The following is a 25,681-nucleotide window of genomic DNA, read 5'->3' as shown; positions in this document are numbered from 1 at the left end:
CGTCAGCCCGCCACCGACACCGACGGCTCGCCCGAGAGCACGCCGTCCGCCTCCATCGCCTCGGCCAGCTTCATGGCCTCCTCGATGAGGGTCTCCACGATCTTCGACTCGGGGACGGTCTTGATGACCTCGCCCTTGACGAAGATCTGCCCCTTTCCGTTGCCGGAGGCGACACCGAGGTCGGCCTCCCTGGCCTCGCCCGGGCCGTTGACGACGCAGCCCATGACGGCGACGCGCAGCGGGACCTCCATGCCGGTCAGGCCCGCGGTGACCTCTTCGGCCAGCTTGTAGACGTCGACCTGGGCACGGCCGCAGGACGGGCAGGAGACGATCTCCAGTCCGCGCTGCTTGAGGTTGAGCGACTCCAGGATCTGGTTGCCGACCTTGACCTCCTCCACGGGGGGCGCGGAGAGGGAGACGCGGATCGTGTCGCCGATGCCCTCGCTCAGCAGCGCGCCGAAGGCGACCGCCGACTTGATCGTGCCCTGGAACGCCGGGCCGGCCTCGGTCACACCGAGGTGGAGGGGGTAGTCGCAGGCGGCGGCCAGCTGGCGGTACGCCTCGATCATCACGACCGGGTCGTTGTGCTTCACCGAGATCTTGATGTCCCGGAAGCCGTGCTCCTCGAAGAGGGACGCCTCCCACAGGGCGGACTCGACCAGGGCCTCGGGGGTCGCCTTGCCGTACTTCTGGAGCAGGCGCTGGTCCAGCGAGCCCGCGTTCACACCGATACGGATCGGGGTGCCGTGGTCGCTCGCCGCCTTGGCGATCTCCTTGACCTTGTCGTCGAACTGCTTGATGTTGCCGGGGTTCACCCGGACCGCGGCGCAGCCGGCCTCGATGGCCGCGAAGACGTACTTCGGCTGGAAGTGGATGTCAGCGATGACCGGGAGCTGCGACTTGCGCGCGATCGTCGCGAGGGCGTCGGCGTCGTCCTGGGTGGGGCAGGCCACCCGGACGATCTGGCAGCCGGAGGCGGTGAGCTCGGCGATCTGCTGGAGGGTGGCGCCGATGTCGGACGTACGGGTCGTGGTCATCGACTGCACGGACACCGGGGCGTCTCCGCCGACCGCCACGGAGCCGACCTGGATCTGCCGGCTCTTGCGGCGCTCGGCGAGCTTGGTCGGAACGGACGGCATGCCGAGAGAAATCGCAGTCATCTGCTGTGCAACCCCAAGTCGTGGATCAAGTCCGGTCCCGTCAGCAGCGGGCTCCGGGCTTCGAGATTACGGCACGAGCGTGAACACGAGCGCACGGCGTCCCCTCGGTTCGCCCAATGGCGTCCCATCGCGGCACACCGGGCATGGCCGTCGATCGGGAGGACATACTCCTTGGCCGCTCGCCGTGCCCGGCGGTGCCGGGTACGAAAGTCGCGGTAGAGCCGGGCAGACGAAACGGCACCCTTCGCTCGTACGTGTGGCACGAGCGAAGGGTGCCGTTTGGGCCGTTCTTGCGGAGAGAACGACCTTCTGTCAGCTGATCCGTACGGGATTGACGACGTCCGCGACCAGGACGAGCAGGGTGAAGCAGATGAAGATACCCGCCACCACGTAGGCGACCGGCATCAGCTTCGCCACGTCGAACGGGCCGGGGTCGGGCCGCCTCAGCACCTTCGCCACGGCGCGCCGCAGCGACTCCCACAGGGCGCCCGCGATGTGCCCGCCGTCGAGCGGCAGCAGCGGAAGCATGTTGAAGAGGAAGAGCGACAGGTTGAAGCCCGCGACCAGCATCAGGGCCATCGCCAGTTGCTGGGTCGGCGGGATGTCCAGGGTGAAGATCTCGCCGCCCACCCGGGCCGCGCCGACCACGCCCATCGGGGAGTCCGGTTCGCGCGGGCCGTCGCCGAACGCCGCGTCCCACAGGGCCGGGACCTTGCCGGGCAGCGCGGCGAGCGAGTCGACGGCGTCACCGACGCGGTCGCCCATCCAGGTCACGGAGTCGCCGAAGTCCTGCTTCACGATGCCGGTGGCGGCGCTGAAGCCGAGGAAGCCCGCGTTGACGTACTGCCCCTGGACGTACTGGCCGCTGGAGTCCTTCTTGGCGACCTGGTTGCTGGCGATCTTCGCGTGCAGGGTCACCTCCTGGCCCTTGCGGTCGACGACGATCGCCACCTCCTTGTCGGGGTTGGCGCGGATCAGGTCGGAGAGCCTGTTCCAGTCGTCGGTCCGCACACCGTCGAAGGAGACGATCTTGTCGCCCGCCTTCAGGCCGGCGGCCGCGGCCGGGGAGGCCGCGTCGGACTTCTCACAGTCGTCGCGGTTCTCGCTCTGGGCGATGACGCACTTGGAGACCGAGCTGACGGTGGTGGTCTGCTGGGAGATGCCGAAGCCCATGAGGATGGTCAGGAACAGCGCCACCGCCAGGACCAGGTTCATGAACGGGCCCGCGAACATCACGATGACCCGTTTCCAGGGCTTGCGCGTGTAGAACAGGCGGTTCTCGTCACCGGGTCGGAGTTCCTCGAACGCGGCCGAGCGGGCGTCCTCGATCATGCCGCGCCAGGGCGAGGTGGACCGGGCCTCCAGGCGGCCGTCCGGGCCCGGCGGGAACATGCCGATCATGCGGATGTAGCCGCCGAACGGGATGGCCTTGATGCCGTACTCGGTGTCTCCCTTCTTGCGGGAGAAGATCGTCGGTCCGAAGCCGACCATGTACTGCGGCACGCGGATGCCGAAGAGCTTGGCGGTGGACAGGTGCCCCAGCTCGTGCCACGCGATCGACACCAGCAGGCCGACGGCGAAGAGCACTATGCCGAGGATGAACATCAGGGTCGTCATGCACGGGCCTCCGCCGTCTGTGCCGCCAGTTGCCGGGCCCGGGTCCGCGCCCAGGTCTCCGCTTCGAGGACGTCCGCCACGGTGAGCGAGGTTCCCGTGTCCGGGGTGCCGTGCTCGTCCACCACCCGGGTCACGGTGTCCATGATCCCGTCGAACGGCAGCGCGCCGGCCCGGAAGGCCTCCACGCACTCCTCGTTTGCGGCATTGAACACCGCCGGGGCGGTGCCCGCGAGCTGCCCCACGTGTCGCGCCAGGTTCACCGACGGGAAGGCTTCGTTGTCGAGTGGGAAGAACTCCCACGTCGACGCCTTGCTCCAGTCGAAGGCGGGCGCCGCGTCGGGCACGCGTTCGGGCCAGCCGAGGCCGACGGCGATCGGCCCCCGCATGTCGGGGGGCGTCGCCTGCGCGATCGTGGATCCGTCCGTGAACTCAACCATCGAGTGGACATACGACTGCGGGTGCACGACCACCTCAATCCGATCGAAGGGAATGTCGTACAGGAGGTGCGCCTCGATGACCTCCAGGCCCTTGTTGACGAGGGTCGCGGAGTTGATCGTGATCACCGGGCCCATGGCCCAGGTGGGGTGGGCGAGGGCGTCCTCCACCGTGACGTCCGCCAGCTGTGCCTTCGTACGGCCCCGGAAGGGACCCCCGGACGCGGTGACGACGAGTTTGCGTACGTCGGCTCTGGTGCCGGACGCCAGCGCCTGGAACAGCGCCGCGTGCTCGGAGTCGACCGGGATGATCTGACCGGGCTCGGCGAGGGCCTTGACCAGCGGGCCGCCCACGATGAGCGACTCCTTGTTGGCGAGCGCGAGCGTGCGGCCCGCCTCCAGGGCGGCGAGGGTCGGGGCCAGACCGATGGAGCCGGTGATGCCGTTCAGGACGGTGTGGCAGTCGGATGCGGCGAGCTGGGTGGCCGCGTCCGGTCCGGCGAGGATCTCGGGGAGCCGCTCGGCGCCGTACTGGGCGCTCAGGGCCTCGCGCAGGGCCGGTACGACGTCCTCGCGGGCCACGGCCACGGTCCTCGCCCCGAGCCGGTGCGCCTGCTCGGCGAGGAGGGCGACGCGGCCGCCGTTGGCGGAGAGCCCGGTGACCCGGAACCGGTCCGGGTTGCGCAGCACGAGGTCGATGGCCTGAGTGCCGATCGAGCCGGTCGAGCCGAGGATCACCACGTCCTTCGGCCCGTCGCCCACGACCGGGTCGTAGACGAGGTGCGGGTCGGCCAGGGCGCGGGTCGCGAGCCCCGTGGCCGGCCCGGAGGGCGGGCCCTGCGGCGTCCGGTGCGTGCTCTCGGCGTGCCGGGCCCCGGTCCTCGTACCGGGCGTACTCGGGTCAGGGCCCGGTGCGGCGAGAGTGAGTGCGTGGCGTCGCGGGGTGGACGGGGCTTCCGACCCGTGCCCTGAGGGGGCTGGACTGTCGCTCATCCCCCCATTGTTGCCGTAAGGACGGTGTGTGAGGACAGTGCGTCCCCCTCGTCCCCCGCATGGGGGGGCCGAAGGGGACGCGTCCTGTCATGCGTCGGTCAGCGGATCGGGCGGTGGGCGTTGTCCCGCTCGCTCGGCCCCGGGGTCGCGTCCGCGATCCACGGACCGTCGCCCGACGGGTCGACGATGCCCTCCTCCAGCCACTCGTACGTGCCCGAGAGCACGCCCTTGACGACCTTGTGGTCGAGGTCGTCGGTGTTGCTCCACAGACGGCCGAAGAGTTCCTCGACCCGGATGCGGGACTGCCGGCAGAAGACGTCGGCGAGCTGGTACGCCTCCCGGCCGTGGTCGTCGGTGGTGCGCAGGAGTTCCGCGCGCACGCAGGCCGCGCTCATCGCGAACAGTTCCGCGCCGATGTCCACGATCCGGCCCAGAAAGCCCTGCTTGGTCTCCATCCGGCCCTGCCATCGGGACATGGCGTAGAAGGTGGAGCGGGCGAGCTTGCGGGCGGTGCGCTCGACGTAGCGCAGGTGGCCGGAGAGGTCCACCTCATGATTGAACTCACTGTAGGAGCGCGGGAGTTGCCCCGGTCCCGCGATCAGCTTCGGCAGCCACTTGGCGTAGAAGACACCCGCGTTCGCGCCCGCCTTCGCCTTGTCCGACAGGGACTTGTCGGGGTCGATCAGGTCACCGGCCACCGACAGGTGGGCGTCCACCGCCTCGCGGGCGATCAGCAGGTGCATGATCTCGGTCGAGCCCTCGAAGATGCGGTTGATGCGCAGGTCGCGCAGCATCTGCTCGGCGGGTACCGCGCGTTCCCCGCGGGCGGCCAGGGACGCCGCCGTCTCGAAGCCGCGGCCGCCGCGGATCTGGACCAGTTCGTCGGCCATCAGGCAGGCCATCTCGGAGCCGTACAGCTTGGCGAGGGCGGCCTCGATGCGGATGTCGTTGCGGTCCTCGTCCGCCATCTGGCTCGCGAGATCGACCACGGCCTCAAGGGCGAAGGTCGTCGCCGCGATGAAGCTGATCTTCGAGCCGACCGCCTCGTGGAACGCGACCGGCTTGCCCCACTGCTCCCGCGCCGCCGACCACTCGCGGGCGATCTTCAGACACCACTTGCCGGCGCCCACGCACATCGCGGGCAGCGACAGCCGGCCGGTGTTGAGGGTGGTCAGCGCGATCTTCAGGCCCGCGCCCTCGGCGCCGATGCGGTTGGCCGCGGGGACGCGGACCTGGTGGAAGCGGGTGACACCGTTCTCCAGGCCGCGCAGGCCCATGAAGGCGTTGCGGTGCTCGACCGTGATGCCCTCGGAGCCGGCCTCCACGACGAACGCGGTGATGCCGCCCTTGTGCCCCTCGGACTTCGGCACCCGGGCCATGACCACCAGCAGGTCGGCGACCACGCCGTTGGTGGTCCACAGCTTGACCCCGTCGAGCACGTAGTCGTCGCCGTCCGGGACGGCGGTGGTGGCCAGGCGCGCGGGGTCGGAGCCGACGTCCGGTTCGGTCAGCAGGAACGCCGAGATGTCCGTGCGGGCCAGGCGGGGCAGGAAGGTGTCCTTCTGCTCCTGGGTGCCGAAGATCTTCAGCGGCTGTGGAACGCCGATCGACTGGTGGGCGGACAGCAGCGCGCCGAGCGCCGGGTTCGCGGAGCCGACCAGGGCGAGGGCCTTGTTGTAGTAGACCTGCGTGAGGCCCAGGCCGCCGTACTTGGTGTCGATCTTCATGCCGAGGGCGCCGAGCTCCTTGAGCCCGTTGACCGTCTCGTCGGGGATCAGCGCGTCGCGCTCGATCCGCGCCGAGTCGATCTTCGTCTCGCAGAAGTCGCGCAGTTTGGCGAGGAACTCCTCGCCGCGCTGGGCGGCCTCGTCGGGGGGCATCGGATGGGGGTGGATGAGGTCGAGCCGGAAGCGGCCGAGGAACAGTTCCTTGGCGAAGCTGGGCTTACGCCAGTCCTGCTCCCGGGCGGCCTCCGCCACCTGGCGTGCTTCACGCTCGGTGACGGTGGGTTGGGTGGGTGGTGCGGACATTGAGGCTCACCTCGCCGCGAATCGGGACCTTGGGGCCGTTTGGTTACTGACGGGTGCTACCCGTTCGTATGTACCCGATCCGACCCGACCCCACCACCCCTCGCGCGTCCGTTCGGCCGATGAGGCCACCGCCGGCGGTGTCCGGGACGTCGGCCCCGCGGGCGCCCGAACGCAGGGGTTCGTCGAGGGCGCCGTACGAGGTGGTGGTGTGTTCCCCGGCCCGCCGCCCGTCCGGCCTGTCCATGGCCCCCGACGGCCGGTCGTGGTACTCAGGAATCCGCATCCCGGCCGCGCGTCCGGAAGTCTCTGTCGAAGCGCTTCGACAACCTATGGACACCCACCTCCGCTAAAGCTACTGTCGAACCACTCTCACCCGCCCCTGTTCGTATGGCGCACTGTCGAAGCGCTTCACAAAGCTTGGAGAGCTGGATGGTCACCCTCGCCGAGGTCGCCCAGCACGCCGGAGTCTCGGCCAGCACGGTGAGCTATGTCCTCAGTGGCAAGCGGTCCATCTCCACCACCACCCGGCAGCGGGTCGAGCAGAGCATCCGTGACCTCGGCTACCACCCGAACGCGGGCGCCCGCGCTCTGGCCAGCAGCAAGTCGAACATCATCGCGCTGATGATCCCGCTGCGCACCGACATCTACGTGCCGGTGATGATGGAGATCGCCATCGCGGTGGCCACCGCGGCCCGCACCCACGGATACGACGTCCTGCTGCTCACCGGCGAGGAGGGCCCCGACGCCGTACGCCGGGTCACCGGCAGCGGGCTCGCCGACGCGATGATCCTGATGGACGTCGAGCTCGACGACGAGCGGCTGCCGTTGCTGCGCGGCACCCACCAGCCGTCCGTGCTCATCGGACTGCCGGCCGACACCACCGGCCTGACCTGTGTGGATCTTGACTTCCGGGCGACGGGGGCGCTGTGCGTCGAGCACCTCGCGAAGCTCGGACACCGCGACATCGCTGTCATCGGCGAGGCACCGGCCGTCTACGAACGGCACACCGGCTTCGCCGAGCGCACCCTCGACGGACTGCGCTCCCGCGCCCAGGAGTTGGGCGTACGGCTGCTGCACCGGCCGTGCGAGGGCGGGTACGACGCGATGGCCGTGACCCTCGCCCGGGTGCTCGACGAACGCCCGGGCACCACCGGGTTCGTCGTGCAGAACGAGTCGGCGGTCGAGCCGCTGCTCGCCCTGTTGCGCCAGCAGGGCCGGGCCGTGCCCGAGGACGTGTCGGTGGTGGCGATCTGTCCGGACCAGGTCGCCGTGCAGGCCTCGGTGCGGCTGACCTCCGTCGCCATCCCCGCCCAGGAGATGGGCCGGCACGCCGTGGAGCGTCTGATCGCCAAGCTCGTCGGCAGTGGCAGCGACGAAGTCGTGCTGATCGCGCCCGAGTTGACGGTCCGGACGAGCACGGGACCGGCTCCGTCCACGGTTTCCTGACCCCTCCGACCTCGCCCCTTCCTCGCCTCCTCGCGCACCTCTTCGCCCGCGTCTCCTCTCCCGCACCTCTCCTCGCCTCGCGTCCGCCTTCACGCCCACCTCTCCCGCCGTGCCCGCCCGGGCAACGCCCCGCCCCGCCAGGGGCCCCTGTCTGCCTGCCCTCCTTCTGACTCCCTCTGCCCTGCTTCTGCCCTGCTTCTGCCCTGCTTCTGCCCTGCTTCAAGGAGCAATGTGAACCAGCCCGCCGAAACCCAGCACCTGGCCGGGGACCAGCCCCAGGTCAGCCTCGCGCAGTCGTCACCCACCGTCGGCACCTTCCGGGAGCGGGACGGCGCGCTGGAGTGGAGCGGCCGCCAGGAGACCGTGCGCGTCGAGCCCTGGGGCCCCGACGCGGTCCGGGTCCGGGCCCGGCTCGGCGGTCCGATCCTGGAGGGGCTGCCGGGCGCGCTGCTCGACGAGCCGCCCCTCACCGAGTCCACCGTCAAGATCGAAGACGGCCTGGGATCACTGACCGTCGGCACACTGACCGTCGAGGTCAGCGCCGAGGGCCTGGTCCGCTTTCTGCGCACCGAGGACGGCTTCGAGGTGCTGGCCGAGGACCGCGCCCACTTCTGGTGGCCCGGCTCGCGCCTCTACACCGCCGTCGGCAACGGCCACCACCGTCTGGAGCAGCGCTTCGCCGCCTACGACGACGAGAAGCTGTTCGGCCTCGGCCAGCACCAGCACGGCCGGCTGGACCAGAAGGGCCTGGTCCTGGACCTGGTCCAGCGCAACGCCGAGGTCGGCATCCCCGTCCTCACCTCCAGCCGCGGCTACACCCTCCTGTGGAACAACCCGGCGATCGGGCGCGTGGAACTGGCCGGCAACGGCACCCGCTGGGTGGCGGACTCGGCCCGTCAGATCGACTACTGGATCACCGCGGGCGATCCGGCGGACGGCCAGCGCCACTACAGCGCGGTGACGGGCCGTACGCCGATGATGCCGCAGTGGGCGGCGGGCTTCTGGCAGTGCAAGCTGCGCTACCGCACCCAGGACGAACTCCTCGCCGTGGCCCGGGAGTACAAGCGGCGCGGCCTGCCCCTCGCCGCCATCGTGTGCGACTTCTTCCACTGGACTCACCTGGGCGACTGGAAGTTCGATCCCGCGGAGTGGCCGGACCCGGCGGCGATGGTGCGTGAACTCGACGACATGGGCGTCAAGTTGGTGGTGAGCGTGTGGCCGTCCGTGTCCCCGCTGAGCGAGAACCACCCCGTCATGGAGCAGCGCGGATACTTCATCGGCACCCAGTACGGCCCGATGGCGCACGCCGACTGGCCGGACAAGGAGGTCGCCTCCACCGTCCAGGTCGCCTTCTACGACGCCACCAACCCCGACGCCCGTGACTTCGTGTGGTCGCGGGTCCGGCGCAACTACCTGGAGCAGTACGGCATCACGGCCTTCTGGCTGGACGCCTGCGAGCCGGAGCTGAAGCCGGGCTTCCCGGAGAACCTGCGCTACTGGGCGGGCCCGGGTCTGGAGGTCGGCAACATGTACCCGGCCGAGAACGCCCGCACCTTCCACGAGGGCCTGCTGGCGTCCGGCGAGGACGAGGTGATCACCCTCAACCGGTCGGCGTGGGCGGGCAGTCAGCGCTACGGCGCCGCCCTGTGGTCCGGTGACATCGGCACCGACTTCCCGACCCTGCGCCGCCAGATCGCGGCCGGTCTCAACACCGCGCTGTCCGGCATCCCGTGGTGGAACACCGACATCGGCGGCTTCCACGGCGGCGACCCGGACGACCCGGCGTACCGCGAGGTGATGGTCCGCTGGTTCCAGTTCGGCGCGCTGTCCCCGCTGATGCGCCTGCACGGCTTCCGCGACCCGGCGATGCCGCTCGGCCCGGAGATGACCGGCGGCCCCAACGAGGTGTGGTCGTACGGCGAGGAGGCCGGGGCGATCCTGGAGCGGTACGTGCGGCTGCGCGAACGACTGAAGCCGTACGTCCTGGAGGTCATGCGCGAGGCCCACGAGGAGGGCCTGCCGGTCATGCGCCCGCTCTTCCTGGAGTTCCCCGAGGACCAGGCGGCCTGGTCGGTCGACGACGCCTACCTGTTCGGCCGGGACGTGCTGGTCGCGCCGGTGCTCACGGCGGGCGCCACGACCCGCACCACGTACCTTCCGGCGGGCGCTGCCTGGACGGACGCGTGGACCAGGGAGACGTACGAGGGCGGTGCGGCCGTGACGGTCGACGCCCCGCTGGATCGCATCCCGCTGTTCCTGCGGGACGGGGCGAGCCTTCCGGTCGCCGAGTAGCGGCACCCCGAGGGGGGCGGTGGTTTCGTCAACCTGCTTGTTCAGCACACTTGTTGCCGAGCCACCCGCCCCCGGAAAAGGAACTCGCCTCGTGTCTTCCACTCCCCTCCCTCTGACGCTGGCCAATCAGTTACTGCGCCCCGCGCTGGCCTCCCGGCGCGACCCGGACCGGGTCTTCGACCGGATAGCCGGCAAGGCCGGGCAACGGGAAGGGGACGAGTGGTTCACCGACGACTTCAGGCTGCTGCTGCGTGAGTGGGCGGCCGACGAGGGCCTGTCACCGATCGGCTGGCAGTCCGCGCGGTCCCACGTCCGCCGGCATCTCACCAACCGGGCCCGGATCCGGCGGCTGCACGCCGAGCACCCCGCGATCGCGCGGGAACCCGTCGAGAAGCCGGTGTTCGTGGTCGGTCTGCCGCGCACCGCCACCACACTCACCCACGGCGTGCTGTCCCTCTCCGACGAGCACCGCTGTCCCCGGCTGTGGGAGCTGCTCGCCCCCGGCCTCGCGCCCTCGCCCCGGGAGCGGCAGAAGGCGATCACGTCCGCGCGCCGGATGCTGGACGGCACGTATCTGCTCACCCCGCGCTTCCGCGAGATCCACCCGATGACCGCCGAGGGCCCCGAGGAGTGCACCTTCCTCCTGCCGCACGCCCTGGTGCCGTTGTCCCAGGCCCAGCTGCCGGAGTACCACGCCCGGCAGTTCGAGCGGGACTTCGTCCCCGACTACCGGCACCTCAAGGAGTGCTTGCAGGTGCTTCAGTACGGCCGGCCGCGCCGCCGCTGGATCCTGAAGTCCCCCATGCACACCGGGAACCTCGACGCCCTGCTCACCGTCTTCCCGGACGCCACCCTCGTGTGGACCCACCGCGACCCGGTGACCGCGGTCGCCTCGTTCTGCAGTCTGGTCGAGTGCGGTATGGCCCTGTCCCGTCGCAGGGTCGACCCGCACGCCCTGGGGGCCACCTGGCTCGACCTGCTGAGCCGCTCGGTTCGGCGCGGGCTCGCGGCCAGGGCGGACGCGCCCCCCGGGGCGGTGGTGGACGTGCCGTATTCCTGGCTCGGCTCCGACCCGGCGGCCGGCGCCCCGAAGCTGTACGAGGCCGTCGGCGCCCGCTGGACCGACGCCGACGCCGCACGGCTGCCCGAGGTGGCGACCCATCTCAGGGGCAGCCGCCCGCACCGCTACGACCTGGGCCGCTACGGTCTGACGCGGGACGAGGTCGAGGCGGCGTTCGCCGACTACAACACCCTGCGGGCCGAGGTCGACCGCGCCTGACGGCACGGCCGGCCCCGGCCCGGGCGACCGGTCAGCTGCTGCTGACCGTCAGGTTGTTGGCCGCGAAGTCCTTGCCGCCGGACGACGAGGTGATCTCGAAGCCGAACTGGACGTCACCGATGGTCTCGTTGCCGAACCAGCCCTTGGTGTCCTTGATCCACTTGAGGATCGGCAGGATGTTCACGGTGCCGGAGGTCGAGTTCGAGGTGCGGATGAACGAGAAGACCTCGTTCGCGCCGTTGGTGCCCTTGTAGACGGTCCAGGTGTGGCCGCCGAGCGTCACATTGCCCTGCGAGGTGCCGAGGGGTCCGACGGCTCCGGTCTTGTTGACCCAGAGCATGATCTCGTAGTCGTAGTCGGTGTCCCAGATGTCGTACGACGTGTTGTACGCGCCGGACGACGGGACCGTGACGTTGTAGTTGCTGGAGAGCGAACCGAGTGAGGTGATCGACTTGTTGATCACCTTCTTGGAGTTCGGGTAGGACTTGATGCCGCCGGTGTCGGGGTGGTTGGCGTTGACTCCCCAGTTGGTGCCGGAGTTGGCCCAGATGCACTGGCTGCCGGCGCCTGAGCCCCAGATGTTGTTGTAGAGGGTGTAGCCGTTCAGGCTGGTGTTGCCCCACTGGTCGCAGGAGCTCCAGACGGCGGCCGAGGCGGGGGCGGAGGCGAGAGAGACGGTGGCGCCGATCGCCATCGCCGGGGCAAGTACGGCCATGGTGAGCTTGCGGAGTGTGCTCTTTGCCATGGTGTTCCTTCCATGGGTGGGGGGAAACGCGGGGGGAGTTACCACGCCCTCAGGGTGATGACGTGGTCTTCTCCGGCGACGAGGTCGAGCGGCTCCGCGCCGGAGGAAGTCCTGAGTTCGACCCGGTGCGTGCGGGTGGGGCGCACGACCGCGGTCACTTTGTGCGGGCTCCAGACGAGGTCGAGCTCCGCCCCGAACCGGGTTCGGATGCCTCGCAGTTCGCCTTTGGGGTACGTCGTCGGCAGCGCCGGCAGCAGGACCAGCCGGTCCGGCGTCGAGTGGACGAGCATCTCGACGAGCACGGCGGGCAGGGTGTGCGCGGCGTCCGCGTTGTAGACGTTTCGGTCCGGGTAGTGCGCGCTCATGAGCGAGTCGTGGAAGAAGTCCCCCTTGAGCACCTGACCGAGGGCGTGCGCGACTCGTTCGCCGTCGCGCAGCCGGGCCGCGACCAGGGCGTGGTGGAGGTGGCCGTGCGCCGAGTCGTTCTCGGAGCCCCGCAGTTCGAGTGCCCGGTGGGCGGCTGCCGCGAGGTCCGGGGTGTCGTACGGGGTGATCTCGTCCAGCGGCCAGACGCCGTAGAGGTGGCTGAGGTGGCGGTGGTCGTAGGTGTCGTCGAGGCCGGGCCTGGCCCACTCGGCGAGGGCGCCGTCGGCGTTGGTCCGGTGGGGTGGGAGGCGGTCGGCGAGCGCGCGCCAGCGGTCGGCCCGTTCCGGCTGGTCCGGGTGGTAGGCGGCGGCGGTGAGCAGGGCGTGCCGGGCGGCCGAGAGGTCCATGGCCGCGTTGACCGTGCCCCAGCTCGCGTTCGCCGGCCGGTTCTCCGGCGAGTAGGAGGGGACGACGACCAGGTGCCCGTCGGAGTCCGTGCGCGTGAGGAAGTCCTCGTAGAACAGGGCGACTTCGGCGAGCGCGCGGGCGGTGCGCGGGTCTCGCTCGCCGCGGGTCTCGTCGTGGTCGACGAGCGGCTTGAGCAGCCAGTCGGCGCCGGCGGTCCACAGGTGGAGGGGGTACTCGCGGCTGAAGTGGTAGGCCAGTCCGGACTCGCCGTCGGTGTGCGCGGGAGCGACCACGCCACGGGTGCCGAAGACGGCACGGGCGTTCTCCTGCCAGTCGCCCAGCTGACGGTCGATCAGGCGAGCGAGCGCTTCGGTGACTTCGGGGAGGGCCGCCGCCGCGGCGGAGGCTGTCTGCAGGTTGAGGTTGGCGTCGTTGGTGAAGGCTCCCGACCACGCCGTGTTCCAGTCTCCGGTCCACAGGCCCACCAGGCGGGGCGGGAGCACGCCGCTGGCGGAGAGCAGGTGGTAGCGGCCGGCGGCGAAGAGGCGTTCCATGAGGGCGGGGCTGTCGGGGCGTGCGAGCAACTCCGAGCCGGGCAGGGCGCGTTCGGCCCGGTCCGCGGCGAGGTCGAGGGTCACCCGCTGGTAGGCCGAGCGGTGCGGGGCGGTGTGGCGGGCCAAGAGGACGGCGTACGGGTCCTCGTCGGCCGGGAGCAGGTCGCCGAGGGCGCGGGCCTGGGCCAGGTCGTCCGGGTCGGTCTCTTCGGCGTTCGGGGCGTCCGGGCCGCGCTGGTGGTTCTGGTGGTCCGGGTGGCGCAGGACCCGGGTGAGCAGCAGCACGGACTCGGCGCCGGTGATCCGCAGGCCGGGGGGTGTGAGGGAGGTACGGCCGCCCGAGACCACGACCAGCGTCACGCCGGTGTACGCGCGGTCACTGCCGGGGTAGCGGGCGCGCAGGGTGAGCAGGGCACCCTCGGGGGTGAGGACGACACCCTGGCCGAGAGCGAGGTCGTGGGGCGCGCCCGGGAGCCGGTGGTCGAGGGAGACGTCCAGGTCGGGGGTGTCGATCCGCTGGACGACGACGTCGTCGGCGCGGGAGACGAAGACGCGGCTGTGCAGGCCCGCGCACTCCGCCGTCGCCTCGCCGGTGGTGAAGTCGACACGCCGGCGGTACCCGCGCGGCTCGGCAGGCTTCGGCCTCCGCAGCCGTATCTGGAAGGCGGGGTGGAAGGGCTGGACCCACTGGAGGTCACGGCCGTCGGTGAAGGTCTCGGCGGCGGTGGTCTCGCCGGCCAGCAACCGGTCCTGGAGTGCGGGGAGTTCGGCGGCGAGCTGCGGCGGGCGGGCGTGCTCGGCGCCGTTGGGGCGGACGAGGGCGTGATGGGTGACGATGACACGCTCGTCGTTCGGATCGCCGAACACCAGGGCGCCGTGGCGGCCGTTGCCGCTCAGGAAGGCGTCCTCCCAGCGGGCGGCGGGGCGCGGCTCCCAGGTGCCATGGACGGGACCGGTGGTCGTGCCTGCCTGGGTCGCGGCTGCCTCGGTCGCGCCTCCGTGGGTCATGGCTTCAGCACCGCCACTCCGTAGCGGCCGAGGGTGATCTCGTCCGTCACGGAGGCGCCCGTCAGCAGGTCCCGGTGGGTGCCGGGTACCTCGAACGTCACGGAGTCGCGCCCGTGATGGAGGAGGAACAGCAGGTCACCGCGGCGGACCGCCTCGACCTCGGCGGGCAGCGCCTCGAGCGCGGGGCGGGCACCGGCGTCGGTGGCGATCCGGGCGATCAGGTCGCGCATCGCGGTCGGTTCGGGGAGCGTCGAGAGGTACCAGGTGCGGCCCTTGCGGAGCACGGCGGGCAGTCCGTCGAGTTCGCCGCCTTTGTAGGCCGCCTCCGTCGCGCAGTCCTCGGTCTTCTCGATCTCCTCCGACCACAGGGTGCCGCGGAAGCCGTCGCACTCGACCTGCTCGCCGACGTCCAGCGGCCACCACTCGTGCAGCGTGCGGATGCCGAACAGCTCACGCAGGCGGGCGTCCATGCCGCCGGGCCGGACCCGGTCGTCCTCGTCCGCGATGCCGGTGAGGAAGCCGGAGACGAGGGTGCCGCCGTCGCGGACGTACGCGAGGAGGTTGTCGATCGCCGCGTCCGTGAGGGCGTACAACTGCGGGACGACGACGAGCCGGTAGCCGCTCACATCGTGCTCGGGGTGCGCGAAGTCCGTGGTGAGGTGGGCCTCCCAGAGGGCGCGGTGCCAGGCCTTGAGGAGGTCGGGGTGGTCGACCTGGTGGGAGAGCCGGCCGTCCTGGGCTCCGGCCCACCAGGCGTGCCAGTCGTGCAGGACGGCGATGTCGTTCGCGGTGTGAGTCCCCGTCACCTCCGCGCCGATCTCGGCGAGTTCGGCGCCGAGCCGCTTCACCTCCTGGTACGTCCGGCCTTCCTCCCCCGCGTGGCTGACCATCCCGGAGTGGAACTTCTCCGCGCCCTGCCGGGACTGCCGCCACTGGAAGTAGCAGACGGCGTCCGCGCCCCGGGCCACGGCCTGGAGCGACCAGAGTCGGTTGAGGCCGCGCGGCTTGGGGTGGTTGACGCCCCGCCAGTTGACCGGACCGGCCGCCTGTTCCATCAGCATCCAGGGGCCACGGGCCTGCGAACGCGTCATGTCCTGGACGAGGGCGCCGTTCTGCGCGCCGAGCGGATCACGCGGGTCGGGATAGAGGTCGACGGAGACGACGTCCTCCTCCTCGGCCCAGCGCCACGCGTCCTGGCCGACCCACAGGGGCATGAAGTTGCTGGTGACCGGGAGGTGCGGGGTGGCCCGGCGGACGATGTCGCGTTCGGCGACGTAGCACTCCAGGAGCATGTCGGACGTGAACCGCTTGAAGTCCAGCACCTGGCTCGGGTTCTTCAGGTAGTGGGCGTGGCGGGGCGTGTGGATCTCCGCCCAGTCGCCGTAGCCCTGGCTCCAGAAGGCGGTGCCCCAGGCCTCGTTGAGGGCGTCGAGGGTGCCGTACCTGCCCTGGAGCCAGCCCCGGAAGCGGGCGGCGGCCTCGTCGCTCCAGTCGTAGGTGCAGTACTCGTTGTTGATGTGCCACATGGTGAGGGCCGGGTGGTCGCCGTAGCGGGCGGCCAGGTCCTCGGTGATGGCGGCGGCGTAGCGGCGGTAGGTGGCGCTGGAGTGCGAGAAGTGCTGGCGTCCGCCCCACCACTCGGTGCGGCCGTCCTGGTCGACGGGCAGGGTGTCGGGGTGCAGATGGCCCATCCACGGCGGCGGGGAGGCGGTGGGGGTGGCCAGGACGACCCCGATGCCGCCCGCGTGCATCAGGTCCATCAGCCGGTCCAGCCAGCTGAAGTCCCGCTCCCCCGGGCGGGGTTCGAGCTTCGCCCAGGAGAAGACTCCGACGGTGACGGAGTTGACGCCGGCGGCCTTCATGAGGCGGACGTCCTCGTGCCAGGTCTCCTCGGGCCACTGCTCGGGGTTGTAGTCGCCGCCGTAGAGGATGCGGCCGTTCGTCACCGTGCTCAGGCCGGGCATCAGACGGGCTCCCCGTACTGGATGCCGCGCCCGTTGGTGGCGAGGTAGACCCGGCCGTACACCCGCGGGTCACCGGTGATCACCTCACCGGTCCAGCCCCACTGGTGCTGGTCGTCGTTGATCCGCACCCAGGTCTTGGCGCCGTCGTCGGAGCGGTGGACCGCGGTGATGGTCCCGGTCGAGCCGACCTGGTAGATCGCCGGGTGGTCGGCCCCGTCGGCCGCCTTGCCGAAACCGAGGGTGTACGAGGCCCAGCAGCTGTCGATCTTCGAGAAGGTCGCCCCGCCGTCGGTGGACCGGTGGAGGCCGTTCGTTTTCGCGGAGAGCCACAGGTCACCGGATCTGCCCGGCGCCGCGACCAGCTTGAACTGGCTGTCGCCGGAGGGCAGTCCGGTCGCACGCGCTGTGAACGAGAGGCCACTGTCAGTGCTGGCGAGTAGCGTTCCCGTGTCGGTGTCGTATGCGTAGAAGCGCGTCGGGTCGGCCGGGTCGGCGACCGGCGTGGCGCCCTTCGGGAAGGAGGCGATCTCGGTCCAGGTGGCACCGTTGTCGGCCGAGCGGTGGGCCGCGTACTTCGTGCCGTCCCAGTGCACGAAGGACCACAACAGCACGCTGCCGTCGGCGTTGGCGGCGATCGGTCCCGGTGCGTCCTTGGCGATCGCGGGCTGGGCCTTGAAGGGCGCCCAGGTCTGCCCGCCGTCGTTCGAGTAGGCGCCGTTGCCGTTGTCACCGAAGCCCGCGCGGACCACGTACGCCGGTCTGGCCGCGGCCTGCGCGAGTCCCGTCGCCGACCCGAACACGGGGTTCGACGCCATGCCGCGAGACGGAGACGCGGTGAGGCGCTCGTGGTACATCACGCCGATGTCCCCGAGCCCGCTGAGCAGATGCGCCTCCCCGACCGGGGGCGAGATCAGCTGGCGCACGGCCGTCTCCTCCAGACCGCGGATCTGTGGGGCCCAGCGCTTGAGGTCCCGGGTGCCGTAGAGGGTGGCGCCGGTGCCGTAAACGATGTGCTTCGAGTCGTACGGGTCGATGCCGACCGCCTGGATCCACCAGCCGAACTTCGGCTTGTCAGCACCCCAGTTGAGGAAGGGAGTCTCGGTCACGTCGAACACGGCGGCGTCCTTGAGGGACGTCCAGGTACGGCCGCCGTCGGTGGTCCGGTACAGGGTGTCGATCGCAGCCCAGCGGTTGTTGGTGGAGACGACGACCGTGCCGGGGCGACAGGCGTCGACGGCGACGCCGCCGTAGCCGAAGGTGTCCGCGGAACCGTCGCTTGTCGTCCCGCCGGGCTTCACCGGCGTGACCTCGGTCCACTTCCCGTCCGTGGTGCGCAGCTTGTGCACGCTGCCGTCGGACTGGCCGTTCGGTCCGGGCGCGTTGGCGTACGACAGGTACAGCTCGCGGGTGGTCCTGTCGTACGCGGCGCGGATCGGGACCTTGGCGGAGGTGCCCGAGGGCTGCCCGGGGACGGCCTTCCAGGTGGTGCCGTCGGCGGTGCGGTACAGGTTGGGGGCCGTCCCGTCCGAGTCGCCCCAGCCGGCGTAGAGGGTGCGGCCGGCGGCGACGAGGAAGGTGACGCCCTGGCCGGACGCGCTCGGCGTGCCCGGGAAGCCGCTCACCGCCGCCCAGGTGGCCCCCCGGTCGGTGGACCTGAGCAGCCCGTCGTGCCGGGTGCCCAGCCACAGGGTGTCGCTGTCCCGCGGATCGACGAGCAGCCGCTCCCCCGTACCCCGGCCGTCCTCGTTGGCGCCGAGCTTCACGGTGAGGTCGGTGCGGGACCAGGTGGCGCCCCGGTCCTCGGAACGCAGGACGGCTCCGTTTCCGGCCCAGGACTGGGCGTAGGTGCCGAGGGCGAGGTAGACGCGGTTCGGATGCGCGGGGTCGACGGCGATGGCCTCGACACCGAGGAGGTTCCAGTCGTCCCAGCCGAGATGATCGGTCAGCGGGGTCCACCGTGCGGCCCGGTCGTCCCAGCGGTAGGCACCGCCGATGTCGGTACGGGCGTAGGCGAGACCCCGTACGGAGGGGTGGAACAGCACGCCGGTGACGAAGCCGGTGCCGCCGATGACGGCGGTGCGCCAGCGGTAGGCGTGGGCGGCGGCGCTGTCAGCGGCCTGCGCACGCCCGGGGAGCAACGGGACGGTGGTGAGCGCGGCAGCGGCCGCGGTCCCGGCGAGAACAGCACGGCGACTCAGGCTGGACGTACGCATGACAGACCTCGATCTGCAAGAAAGGGGGAAGTGGACGCACCTCAGGGGCGCGGGGCTGTATCGATGTGCGGCTCCGCCGCCTGGGCACGACCAGCCACAAACAACCCGCAGCCGGCGAACGACAGAAGCCCCCGTTGGAAAGGCGCAGGTCAGCCCTTCACCGCGCCCGTGAGCATGCCCTTCTTGAAGTGCTTCTGGACGAAGGGGGACAGCACGGCGACCGGGAGAAGCGCCATCACCATGACCGCCATCTGTATGGCCAGTCCCGACAGCTGCCCGGTCTTGATGGCCTGGCCGAGACCCACCGGCGCCTCCTGCTTCTGCACCAGCTGGATCATGACGTTCTGCAACGGCATCATGTCCTGGTCGTTCAGGTAGATCGACGCGTTGAACCAGGCGCTCCAGTACCCGACGGCGTAGAACAGCGTGATCACCGCGAGGACCGCCCGCGACAGCGGCATGACGATCTGCCACAGGATCCGGAAGTCCCCCGCGCCGTCGATGCGCGCGGCGTCGACGAGTTCCTGCGAGATGCCCATGAAGAAGCTGCGCAGCACCAGGATGTTGAAGACGCTCAGCGCGCTCGGCAGGATCAGCGCGAGATAGCTGTCCGTCAGACCGAGGGACTGCACCAGCAGGTAGGTCGGGATGAGGCCGGCGCTGAAGAACATGGTCGCCAACAGCGTCATCAGGATCCCGCGGTGGGCGAGGGATCCGCTGCGGGACAGTCCGTAGGCGCACAGGACGGACACCGTCATCGAGAACAGCGTGCCGAACAGGGTCACGAGGAGGCTGACGATGGTGGCGCGGGTGACCTGGCCGCCGCTGAGCAGTTCCTGGTAGGCGACGAAGGTGATGCCCTTGGGCACCATCACGAGGCCGCCCGCCTCGTCGATGGTCTTCCGCGAGGACAGGCTGGTGACGATCACGATCCACAGCGGGAAGACCACCGCCAGGCAGGCGATCGTCAGGGCGATGCCCTTGCCCGCGAGGCCGGCCTTCGAGGGCTCTTCCTCCCACGCCGGGCGCGAAGGCGCGGCCCACCAGCGGGGCGCCTTCTGCTGTACCGGCTCGGTGTCCTGGCTCGGCTCCCACATCACGGACGTCACTTCTTGTACACCCCCTGCTCGCCCATGAGATGGGCCACCTTGTTCGCGGCGAGGACCAGTCCGATGCTGACCACGCCCTTGACGAGACCGGCGGCGGCCGCGTAGCCGAAGTCCTGGTTGCGCACGCCGTTCCACCACACGAAGGTGTCGAGGACCTCCCCCGCGCCCGTTCCGACGCCGTCGCGTTGCAGCAGGATCTGTTCGAACCCGACGGTCAGGGCGTCGCCGACGCGCAGCACGAGCAGGAGGGCGATCACCGGGCGCAGCGCGGGAAGCGTGACGTGCCACATGCGGCGCCAGCGTCCCGCGCCGTCCATGGCGGCGGCCTCGTACATGTCCGTGGGCACCGAGGCCAGCGCGGCGAGGAAGACGATGATCCCCCACCCGGCGTCCTTCCACACGCTCTGCGCGGTGATCAGGAAGGCGAAGGTGTCCGGGTTGGTCATGATGTTGAGGCCGTCGTGCCCGTTCTGCCTGAGCAGTTGGGAGAGCATCCCCGCGCCGCCGAACATCTGCTGGAAGACGGCGATGACCAGCACCCAGGAGAAGAAGTGCGGCAGGTAGAGAACCGCCTGCGCCACGGCCCGGATCCGGGGCCGGACCACGCTGTTGATGAGCAGCGCGAGCAGGACCGGGATCGGGAAGAACAGCACTAGCTGGACGAAGAACAGCACCAGCGTGTTCTGGACGGCGTTCCAGAAGGCCGAGTCCTCGAAGATCCGCTGGAAGTTCTCCATGCCCACGAAGGGACTGTGCAGGATGGAGACGATGCCGTTGTCGCTGATGTAGGGGTCGTAGTCCTGGAAGGCGACGACGTTGCCGAGGATCGGCAGGTAGTTGAAGACCAGGACCAGCAGGACGGCCGGCAGCGTCATGAGGATCAGGACACGGTCGCGCCTGAACCTGAGCCGCAGGCTCAGCTTGCCCGAGCGCTGTTCCTTCTGGGCCCCGGTGACGGGCGGCACCGCGGTCTTCACCGGTGTGCTGGCCTCGGCACTGCTCCGAGGCACCGTGCTATTGGACACGGCCGTTCTCCTCGCCTCAGAGCCTGGTCAGCTCGCCGCCGTGCCGTTCTCGTCGAGAAGCTTCTTGTACCAGTCGCGCAGCTTGTCGCCGCCCTTGCCCTTCCAGTCGGAGACGGCCTGTTGCATGTCGCTGATCTTCTTGTGCCCGCGGATGATGTCGTCCTCGAGCTGCTCGAAGTCGTTCGCGAGGTTGGTGTAGCGGGAGGGCTCGGTGATCTGCAGGCCCCAGAAGGACGACTTCTTGGTGAAGGCGCCCATCCGCTGCTCCCACTCGACCATGGCCTTGGTGTCGTCCGGCAGGTCGGGGTGGGCGGTGGTCGCCGCCGGGCTCGCCACCATCACGTAGGCGTTGAGAACCTCGTTGTTGCCCTTGTCGTTCTTGACGGGGACGCCGTTCTTGATCGTGTAGTGCGTGCCCTCGACGCCGTAGTTGGTCATCATCCACTCCTTGGTGCCGTACGGCGCCGCGGTGACGTTGGCGACGGCCAGCACGTCGCGGATGACGGACTCGGAGGCCTTCTTGCTGATGAAGGAGAAGATGCCGGCCGGATTCTGGGCGTACAGCGTCGGGTCACCGCCGTCGTGGTTCCAGATGTCCATGCCCCAGACCTTGAAGTCGGGGTTCTGGGTGGCCTGAGAGGCCTGCTGGCCGTACCAGTTGACGATGTTGTTGTTCCAGATCAGGAACTCGCCGGCGGCGAACTTGGGGGCCGGGTCGGTCGCCTGGCTCTTGCCCAGCTCGAAGTCGGGGTGGACGACTCCCGCGGCGAACAGCTTGCGCGTCCACTCGATGGCTTCGAGGTACTCCGGGGTCTCGAGGCGGTTGATCAGCTTGCCGTCGACAAGGTTCCACCAGAGCGGCTTCTCCCCGCCCCCGAGGACCCCGAAGGTGTTCATCGCGGTCCACTTCATGTCACCGCAGGCCCACACCTTGGCCCGGGCGTTGGTGATCTCCTTGCACAGGGCCATGAACTCCGCGGCGGACCGCGGGACTTCGTAGCCCTTCTTGTCGAAGATGTCCTGGCGGTAGAGGGGCACGATGGTCGGCACGGACGGGGCGGGCTGCGGCAGGCCCATCAGCTTGCCGCCGAAGATGGAGCGCTGCCAGGCGTCGCTGGGGATCGCCGCGAGGTTGGGGTACTCCTTGACCTTGTCCCCGGACAGGTACGGGCCGAGGTCGGCGAACTTGCTGATGATGGCGCTGGGTATCTTGCCCATCATGTTCCAGCTGGGGACGACGACCACGTCCGGGACGTCGCTGGAGGCGAGGACCGCGCCGAGCTTCTGGTCGTAGGTGTTGCCGTCCTGGTTCCGCCACCGGACGTCGACGCCGATCATGTCGTTCATCGACGTGTAGTAGGGGTTGTTCCCCTTGGGCGGGGAGCCCCAGAACGGCGACATGATGGTGACCTTGCCGCCCTTGCCCAGCTTCTTCGCGACCGAGGTCTTGAGGGCGGCACCGTCGAGTTTGGCGGTGAAGCCCATCGACGAACCGTTCTTGGACGGGATGTCCGGTGTCACCACGTTGCTCGCCACGAAGGCCGGCAGGATCTTCTTCGCGTCCTTGCCCGACGTGGTCCCCTCGCGCGACCCGCCCTCCGAACCGCCGCAGGCGGAGAGCAGCGGCATCCCGCCCGCCACCGCGGCGGCGGCGACCGCCGTGGAGGCGAGGAAGCTTCTCCGACTGGGGGCGGAGGAGTCGGAAGCGGCGTTCGGCGTCATTGCGTCAACCCTTCATGGCGCACCAGGACACCCGGCGGTGAAGTCGTCGGCTGCGGTGTCTTGAGTGGAACTGGCTGAGCCGAAGCGGTTCTCTGATCCTCGGTGGCCTGCGCGCCGTCCGGCGGGCAGGCCTCGCGATCGACGTAGTCGAAGCGCTTCGATGTTGCTGCGAGGTTAAGTGAACACCCAGGGGTGCACAAGGGTCGTTCCCAAGATTCCTGCCTGCTATGGAGGAAACAACCGAGGTCTTACGCGACTTGAAATGTCGGCGGCGGGTCGGACTTGTTGCCCCGTGGTGTCTTGACACCCACCCCCGCACCGAATGAGCATCGAAGCGCTTCGAAAGCGCCTGCCGCTCCATCGCAAGGGGAACCCCACGTGACCGCACAAACGCCGCCTACGCCGCCTTTCCGCGATCCGGCCCTGCCGTTCGCGAAGCGCATCGACGACCTGCTGTCGCGGCTGACCCTCGACGAGAAGGCCGGCTTCCTGCACCAGTTCACCCCGGCCGTCGAGCGGCTCGGCCTCGCCGCCTTCCGCACCGGCCAGGAGGCACTGCACGGCGTGGCGTGGATGGGCCCGGCGACGGTGTTCCCCCAGGCCGTGGGCCTCGGCGCGACCTGGAACACCGATCTCGTACGCCGGGTCGGCGAAGCCGTGGCCAAGGAGACCCGCGCGATGCGCGCCCGCGACGACCGGGTCGGCCTCAACGTCTGGGCGCCGACGGTGAACCTGCTCCGGCACCCGCTGTGGGGCCGTAACGAGGAGGGCTACTCGGAGGATCCGAAGCTCACCTCGGCCATCGCCACCGCGTACACGCGTGGCCTGCGCGGCGACCATCCGACGTACTGGCGCACCGCGCCGGTCCTCAAGCACTGGCTCGCGCACAACAACGAGACGGACCGCGCCACCACGTCGAGCTCGGTCCGTCCGCGGGTCCTGCACGAGTACGACCTGCGGGCGTTCCGGGAGACGGTCGAGGCGGGCGCCACGGCCGGGGTGATGCCGGCGTACAACCTGGTCAACGGCCGACCGAACCACGTCTCGCCGTATCTGCGCGATCACCTGCGCGCCTGGACCGACGAGGAGCTGCTGGTCTGCTCGGACGCGGGGGCGCCCACCAACCTGGTCGACTCCGAGCACTACTTCGACACCCACGAGGAGGCCACCGCGGCCTCGCTGCTCGCCGGTGTCGACAGCTTCACCGACCACGGCACGGACAGTTCGCAGATCGTCCGGCGGATCCAAGGCGCCCTGGAGCGGGGCCTGTTGACCGAGGCCGACATCGACGCGGCGGTGCGCCGCCAGCTCTCCGTCCGCTTCCGGCTCGGCGAGTTCGACCCGCACGACGACCCGTACGCGGGCACCCGCGACTTCGACACGCCGGAGCACCGGGCGCTCGCCCAGGAGGCCGCCGAGCAGGCGGTCGTGCTTCTGAAGAACGACGGCGTGCTGCCGCTGGCCCCGGACACCCGGATCGCCGTGGTCGGTCTGCTCGCCGACGAGTGCAAGCTCGACTGGTACAGCGGTACCCTCATCCACCGCTCGACCCCGCTGGAGGGCCTGTACGAGCGGTTCGGCGCCGAGCGCGTGGAGTTCACGGAGGGCGTGGACCGGGTCCTGCTGAAGACCTCCGCCGGTACGTTTCTGCACGTACCCGAGGCCGAGGGCGTCTCCGACGAGGTGCGCGGCGCCGAGGGCGCCCTGGACCCGGCGCTGCTCGCCGGCCGCACGGACCTGCCCCCGCTCACCACCGACGCGGTCGGCACCGAGTTCGCGCTCGTCGACTGGGGCGAGGGCGTGCTGACCCTGCGCGCGCCCGACGGCCGCTATCTCTCGGTCGCCGAGGACGGCCGGCTGCGCGCCTCCGCCGACCAGCCGGGGGGCTGGGTCGTCCAGGAGACGTTCCGGTGGGAACCGCGCGGGGAACCGCAATCGGAACCCCAGGAACCCCAGGAACCTCATGGGAACGGTCACCTCCTCAGGCACATCGGTACGGGTCGCCATGTGTCGGTCGCCGCCGACGGAGTAAGGGTTGCCGACGGGAATCCGGAAACGTTCGAGGTCATCGTCGTCGAACGCGGCGAGGACGCCGTGACCCGGGTCGCGGCGGAGGCCGACGTGGTGGTGGTGGTCGCGGGCAACGACCCCCACATCAACGGCCGCGAGACCGAGGACCGTACGACGCTGCGGCTGCCCGCCCAGCAGGAGCGGCTGCTGCGCGCCGCCCGCGCGGCGAACCCGGACACCGTGCTCGCGCTGACCTCCGCGTACCCGTACGCGGTCGACACCACGGACCTGCCCGCCGTTCTGTGGACGGCCCACGGCGGCCAGGCGGCCGGCACCGCGCTGGCCCGGGTGCTGGCCGGCGACGTCTCACCCGCGGGCCGACTCCCGCAGACCTGGTACGCCGACGACGCCGACCTGCCCGGCCTCCTCGACTACGACGTGATCGGCAGCCGTCAGACGTACCTCTATTTCGAGGGCACCCCGCTGTTCCCGTTCGGCCACGGACTGTCGTACGCGACCTTCTCCTACGACGATCTGGCGGTGCGGGCCGCCGCCGAGGCCCTGCATGTCTCCTTCGCGATCACGAACACCGGTGATGTGACGGCCGACGAGGTACCCCAGCTCTACATCCACGCCACGGACCCCTCGGTCCCGCGCCCGCACCGCGAGCTGGTGGCACACCGCCGGGTGACACTCGCACCCGGCGAACGGACGGAACTCTCCTTCGAAGTCCCCCTGTCCGCCTTGGAGTTCTGGGACGTGGCGCAGGGCCGCCCACGCCTGGAGCCGGGTTCGTACGAGCTCATGGCCGGCGCTTCCAGCGAGGATGTCCGCCTGCGTACGACGGTGTTGCTCGACGGCGAGCCCACCGCCCCGCGTGCCGTACTCGCACGCCGCCTGGACGCGGCCGACTTCGACGAGCAGAGCGGCGTGGACATCGTCGACCGCACGAAGGCTCGGGGCGACGCGGTGACGGCGGCACCGGGCCGGACCGCTGAACTGGTCTACCGCTCCTGCGACTTCGGCGCCGGAGCGACGGCGGTGAGTGTGTCGGTGGCGGGTGAGGGCACGGTGGAGATCTCCCTCGACGGCGGCCCGGCACGAGCCGTCCTCACGGCGGACGCGCCCGGGAGCGGCCCCTATGACTACACCACCCTCGACGCCGCGATGACCGCGGAGGGCGTACGGGACGTCCACATCGGACTGCGCGGCGCTCTGCGGCTCGCGCACGTCGGCTTCTCCGGTTGAGGGTCCGGAGGAAGCCGGCACAGAGAAGGGGCCCGGCACCGGAAGACATCGGTGCCGG

At 70.2% G+C, this 25,681-nt stretch carries 15 protein-coding genes; 4 read left to right on the top strand and 11 right to left on the bottom strand.

Annotated elements, in window-relative coordinates; translation table 11 throughout:
- Nucleotides 1–2: 2 nt before the first annotated feature.
- The 4 genes from ispG to OHA64_RS34205 form a co-directional block, all read right to left on the bottom strand.
- On the bottom strand, nt 3–1,160 hold the full coding sequence (gene ispG / locus OHA64_RS34220) for a flavodoxin-dependent (E)-4-hydroxy-3-methylbut-2-enyl-diphosphate synthase (RefSeq protein WP_405619778.1): 1,158 nt from the start codon (nt 1,158–1,160) through the stop codon (nt 3–5).
- Nucleotides 1,161–1,472: 312 nt separating this feature from the next.
- The gene (locus OHA64_RS34215) at nt 1,473–2,765 is read right to left on the bottom strand and encodes a M50 family metallopeptidase (protein WP_405624228.1); all 1,293 of its coding nucleotides are present in this window, start codon (nt 2,763–2,765) and stop codon (nt 1,473–1,475) included.
- Nucleotides 2,766–2,773: 8 nt separating this feature from the next.
- Nucleotides 2,774–4,204: a 1-deoxy-D-xylulose-5-phosphate reductoisomerase gene (dxr, locus tag OHA64_RS34210; RefSeq protein WP_405619776.1), complete on the bottom strand. Its 1,431-nt coding sequence runs from the start codon at nt 4,202–4,204 to the stop codon at nt 2,774–2,776.
- Nucleotides 4,205–4,302: 98 nt separating this feature from the next.
- Nucleotides 4,303–6,234, bottom strand: coding sequence for an acyl-CoA dehydrogenase family protein (locus OHA64_RS34205; protein WP_405619774.1), 1,932 nt, complete (start codon nt 6,232–6,234; stop codon nt 4,303–4,305).
- Between the two features lie 429 nt (nt 6,235–6,663).
- Here OHA64_RS34205 and OHA64_RS34200 point away from each other — a divergent pair, with 429 nt between their 5' ends.
- The 3 genes from OHA64_RS34200 to OHA64_RS34190 all read left to right on the top strand — a co-directional run bounded on the left by OHA64_RS34200 (nt 6,664) and on the right by OHA64_RS34190 (nt 11,251).
- The gene (locus tag OHA64_RS34200; RefSeq protein ID WP_405619772.1) at nt 6,664–7,680 is read left to right on the top strand and encodes a LacI family DNA-binding transcriptional regulator; all 1,017 of its coding nucleotides are present in this window, start codon (nt 6,664–6,666) and stop codon (nt 7,678–7,680) included.
- A 231-nt stretch (nt 7,681–7,911) separates the two neighbouring features.
- Entirely contained in the window at nt 7,912–9,972 is a 2,061-nt protein-coding gene (locus OHA64_RS34195; protein ID WP_405619770.1) for a TIM-barrel domain-containing protein, read from the top strand.
- 91 nt (nt 9,973–10,063) lie between these two features.
- The gene (locus tag OHA64_RS34190) at nt 10,064–11,251 is read left to right on the top strand and encodes a sulfotransferase family protein (RefSeq protein WP_405619768.1); all 1,188 of its coding nucleotides are present in this window, start codon (nt 10,064–10,066) and stop codon (nt 11,249–11,251) included.
- Nucleotides 11,252–11,282: 31 nt separating this feature from the next.
- On the opposite strand, the gene OHA64_RS34185 is transcribed toward OHA64_RS34190, so the two are convergent.
- From OHA64_RS34185 to OHA64_RS34155, 7 genes are all read right to left on the bottom strand, one after another.
- Nucleotides 11,283–11,996, bottom strand: coding sequence for a glycoside hydrolase family 12 protein (locus OHA64_RS34185; protein WP_405619766.1), 714 nt, complete (start codon nt 11,994–11,996; stop codon nt 11,283–11,285).
- Between the two features lie 38 nt (nt 11,997–12,034).
- Complete coding sequence (locus OHA64_RS34180) at nt 12,035–14,332, bottom strand: glycosyl hydrolase family 95 catalytic domain-containing protein (RefSeq protein ID WP_405619764.1); 2,298 nt, start codon at nt 14,330–14,332, stop codon at nt 12,035–12,037.
- A complete protein-coding gene (locus OHA64_RS34175; protein ID WP_405619762.1) occupies nt 14,329–16,296 on the bottom strand; it encodes a beta-galactosidase in 1,968 nt (655 codons plus the stop codon). The genes OHA64_RS34180 and OHA64_RS34175 overlap by 4 nt, the downstream gene beginning before the upstream one ends.
- Nucleotides 16,296–18,509 carry a 1,4-beta-glucanase gene (locus tag OHA64_RS34170; protein ID WP_405619760.1) on the bottom strand — a complete coding sequence of 738 codons (2,214 nt, stop codon included), beginning with the start codon at nt 18,507–18,509 and terminating at the stop codon, nt 16,296–16,298. Before OHA64_RS34170 ends, OHA64_RS34175 begins: the two co-directional genes overlap by 1 nt.
- 149 nt (nt 18,510–18,658) lie before the next feature.
- The gene (locus tag OHA64_RS34165; protein ID WP_405624227.1) at nt 18,659–19,606 is read right to left on the bottom strand and encodes a carbohydrate ABC transporter permease; all 948 of its coding nucleotides are present in this window, start codon (nt 19,604–19,606) and stop codon (nt 18,659–18,661) included.
- Nucleotides 19,607–19,614: 8 nt separating this feature from the next.
- Nucleotides 19,615–20,643, bottom strand: a complete 1,029-nt coding sequence (locus OHA64_RS34160; RefSeq protein ID WP_405619758.1) for an ABC transporter permease — start codon at nt 20,641–20,643, stop codon at nt 19,615–19,617.
- A 27-nt stretch (nt 20,644–20,670) separates the two neighbouring features.
- A complete protein-coding gene (locus OHA64_RS34155) occupies nt 20,671–22,365 on the bottom strand; it encodes an extracellular solute-binding protein (protein ID WP_405619756.1) in 1,695 nt (564 codons plus the stop codon).
- A 378-nt stretch (nt 22,366–22,743) separates the two neighbouring features.
- Between OHA64_RS34155 and OHA64_RS34150 the strand changes: the two genes are divergently transcribed.
- Nucleotides 22,744–25,623 (top strand): glycoside hydrolase family 3 C-terminal domain-containing protein, encoded by a 2,880-nt coding sequence (locus OHA64_RS34150; RefSeq protein WP_405619754.1) that lies wholly within the window; start codon nt 22,744–22,746, stop codon nt 25,621–25,623.
- The last annotated feature ends 58 nt before the right edge of the window (nt 25,624–25,681 follow it).

The organism is Streptomyces sp. NBC_00076, from assembly GCF_045041235.1.
Classification (GTDB): domain Bacteria; phylum Actinomycetota; class Actinomycetes; order Streptomycetales; family Streptomycetaceae; genus Streptomyces.
This window is presented reverse-complemented; position numbering and strand designations above follow the sequence as displayed.

Coding starts and splice junctions, on each gene's coding strand:
- ispG (WP_405619778.1), bottom strand. CDS start 1,160: ATGACTGCGATTTCTCTCGGCATGCCGTCCGTTCCGACCAAGCTCGCC.
- OHA64_RS34215 (WP_405624228.1), bottom strand. CDS start 2,765: ATGTTCATCCTCGGCATAGTGCTCTTCGCCGTCGGCCTGCTGGTGTCG.
- dxr (WP_405619776.1), bottom strand. CDS start 4,204: ATGAGCGACAGTCCAGCCCCCTCAGGGCACGGGTCGGAAGCCCCGTCC.
- OHA64_RS34205 (WP_405619774.1), bottom strand. CDS start 6,234: ATGTCCGCACCACCCACCCAACCCACCGTCACCGAGCGTGAAGCACGC.
- OHA64_RS34200 (WP_405619772.1), top strand. CDS start 6,664: ATGGTCACCCTCGCCGAGGTCGCCCAGCACGCCGGAGTCTCGGCCAGC.
- OHA64_RS34185 (WP_405619766.1), bottom strand. CDS start 11,996: ATGGCAAAGAGCACACTCCGCAAGCTCACCATGGCCGTACTTGCCCCG.
- OHA64_RS34180 (WP_405619764.1), bottom strand. CDS start 14,332: ATGACCCACGGAGGCGCGACCGAGGCAGCCGCGACCCAGGCAGGCACG.
- OHA64_RS34175 (WP_405619762.1), bottom strand. CDS start 16,296: ATGCCCGGCCTGAGCACGGTGACGAACGGCCGCATCCTCTACGGCGGC.
- OHA64_RS34170 (WP_405619760.1), bottom strand. CDS start 18,509: ATGCGTACGTCCAGCCTGAGTCGCCGTGCTGTTCTCGCCGGGACCGCG.
- OHA64_RS34165 (WP_405624227.1), bottom strand. CDS start 19,606: ATGTGGGAGCCGAGCCAGGACACCGAGCCGGTACAGCAGAAGGCGCCC.
- OHA64_RS34155 (WP_405619756.1), bottom strand. CDS start 22,365: ATGACGCCGAACGCCGCTTCCGACTCCTCCGCCCCCAGTCGGAGAAGC.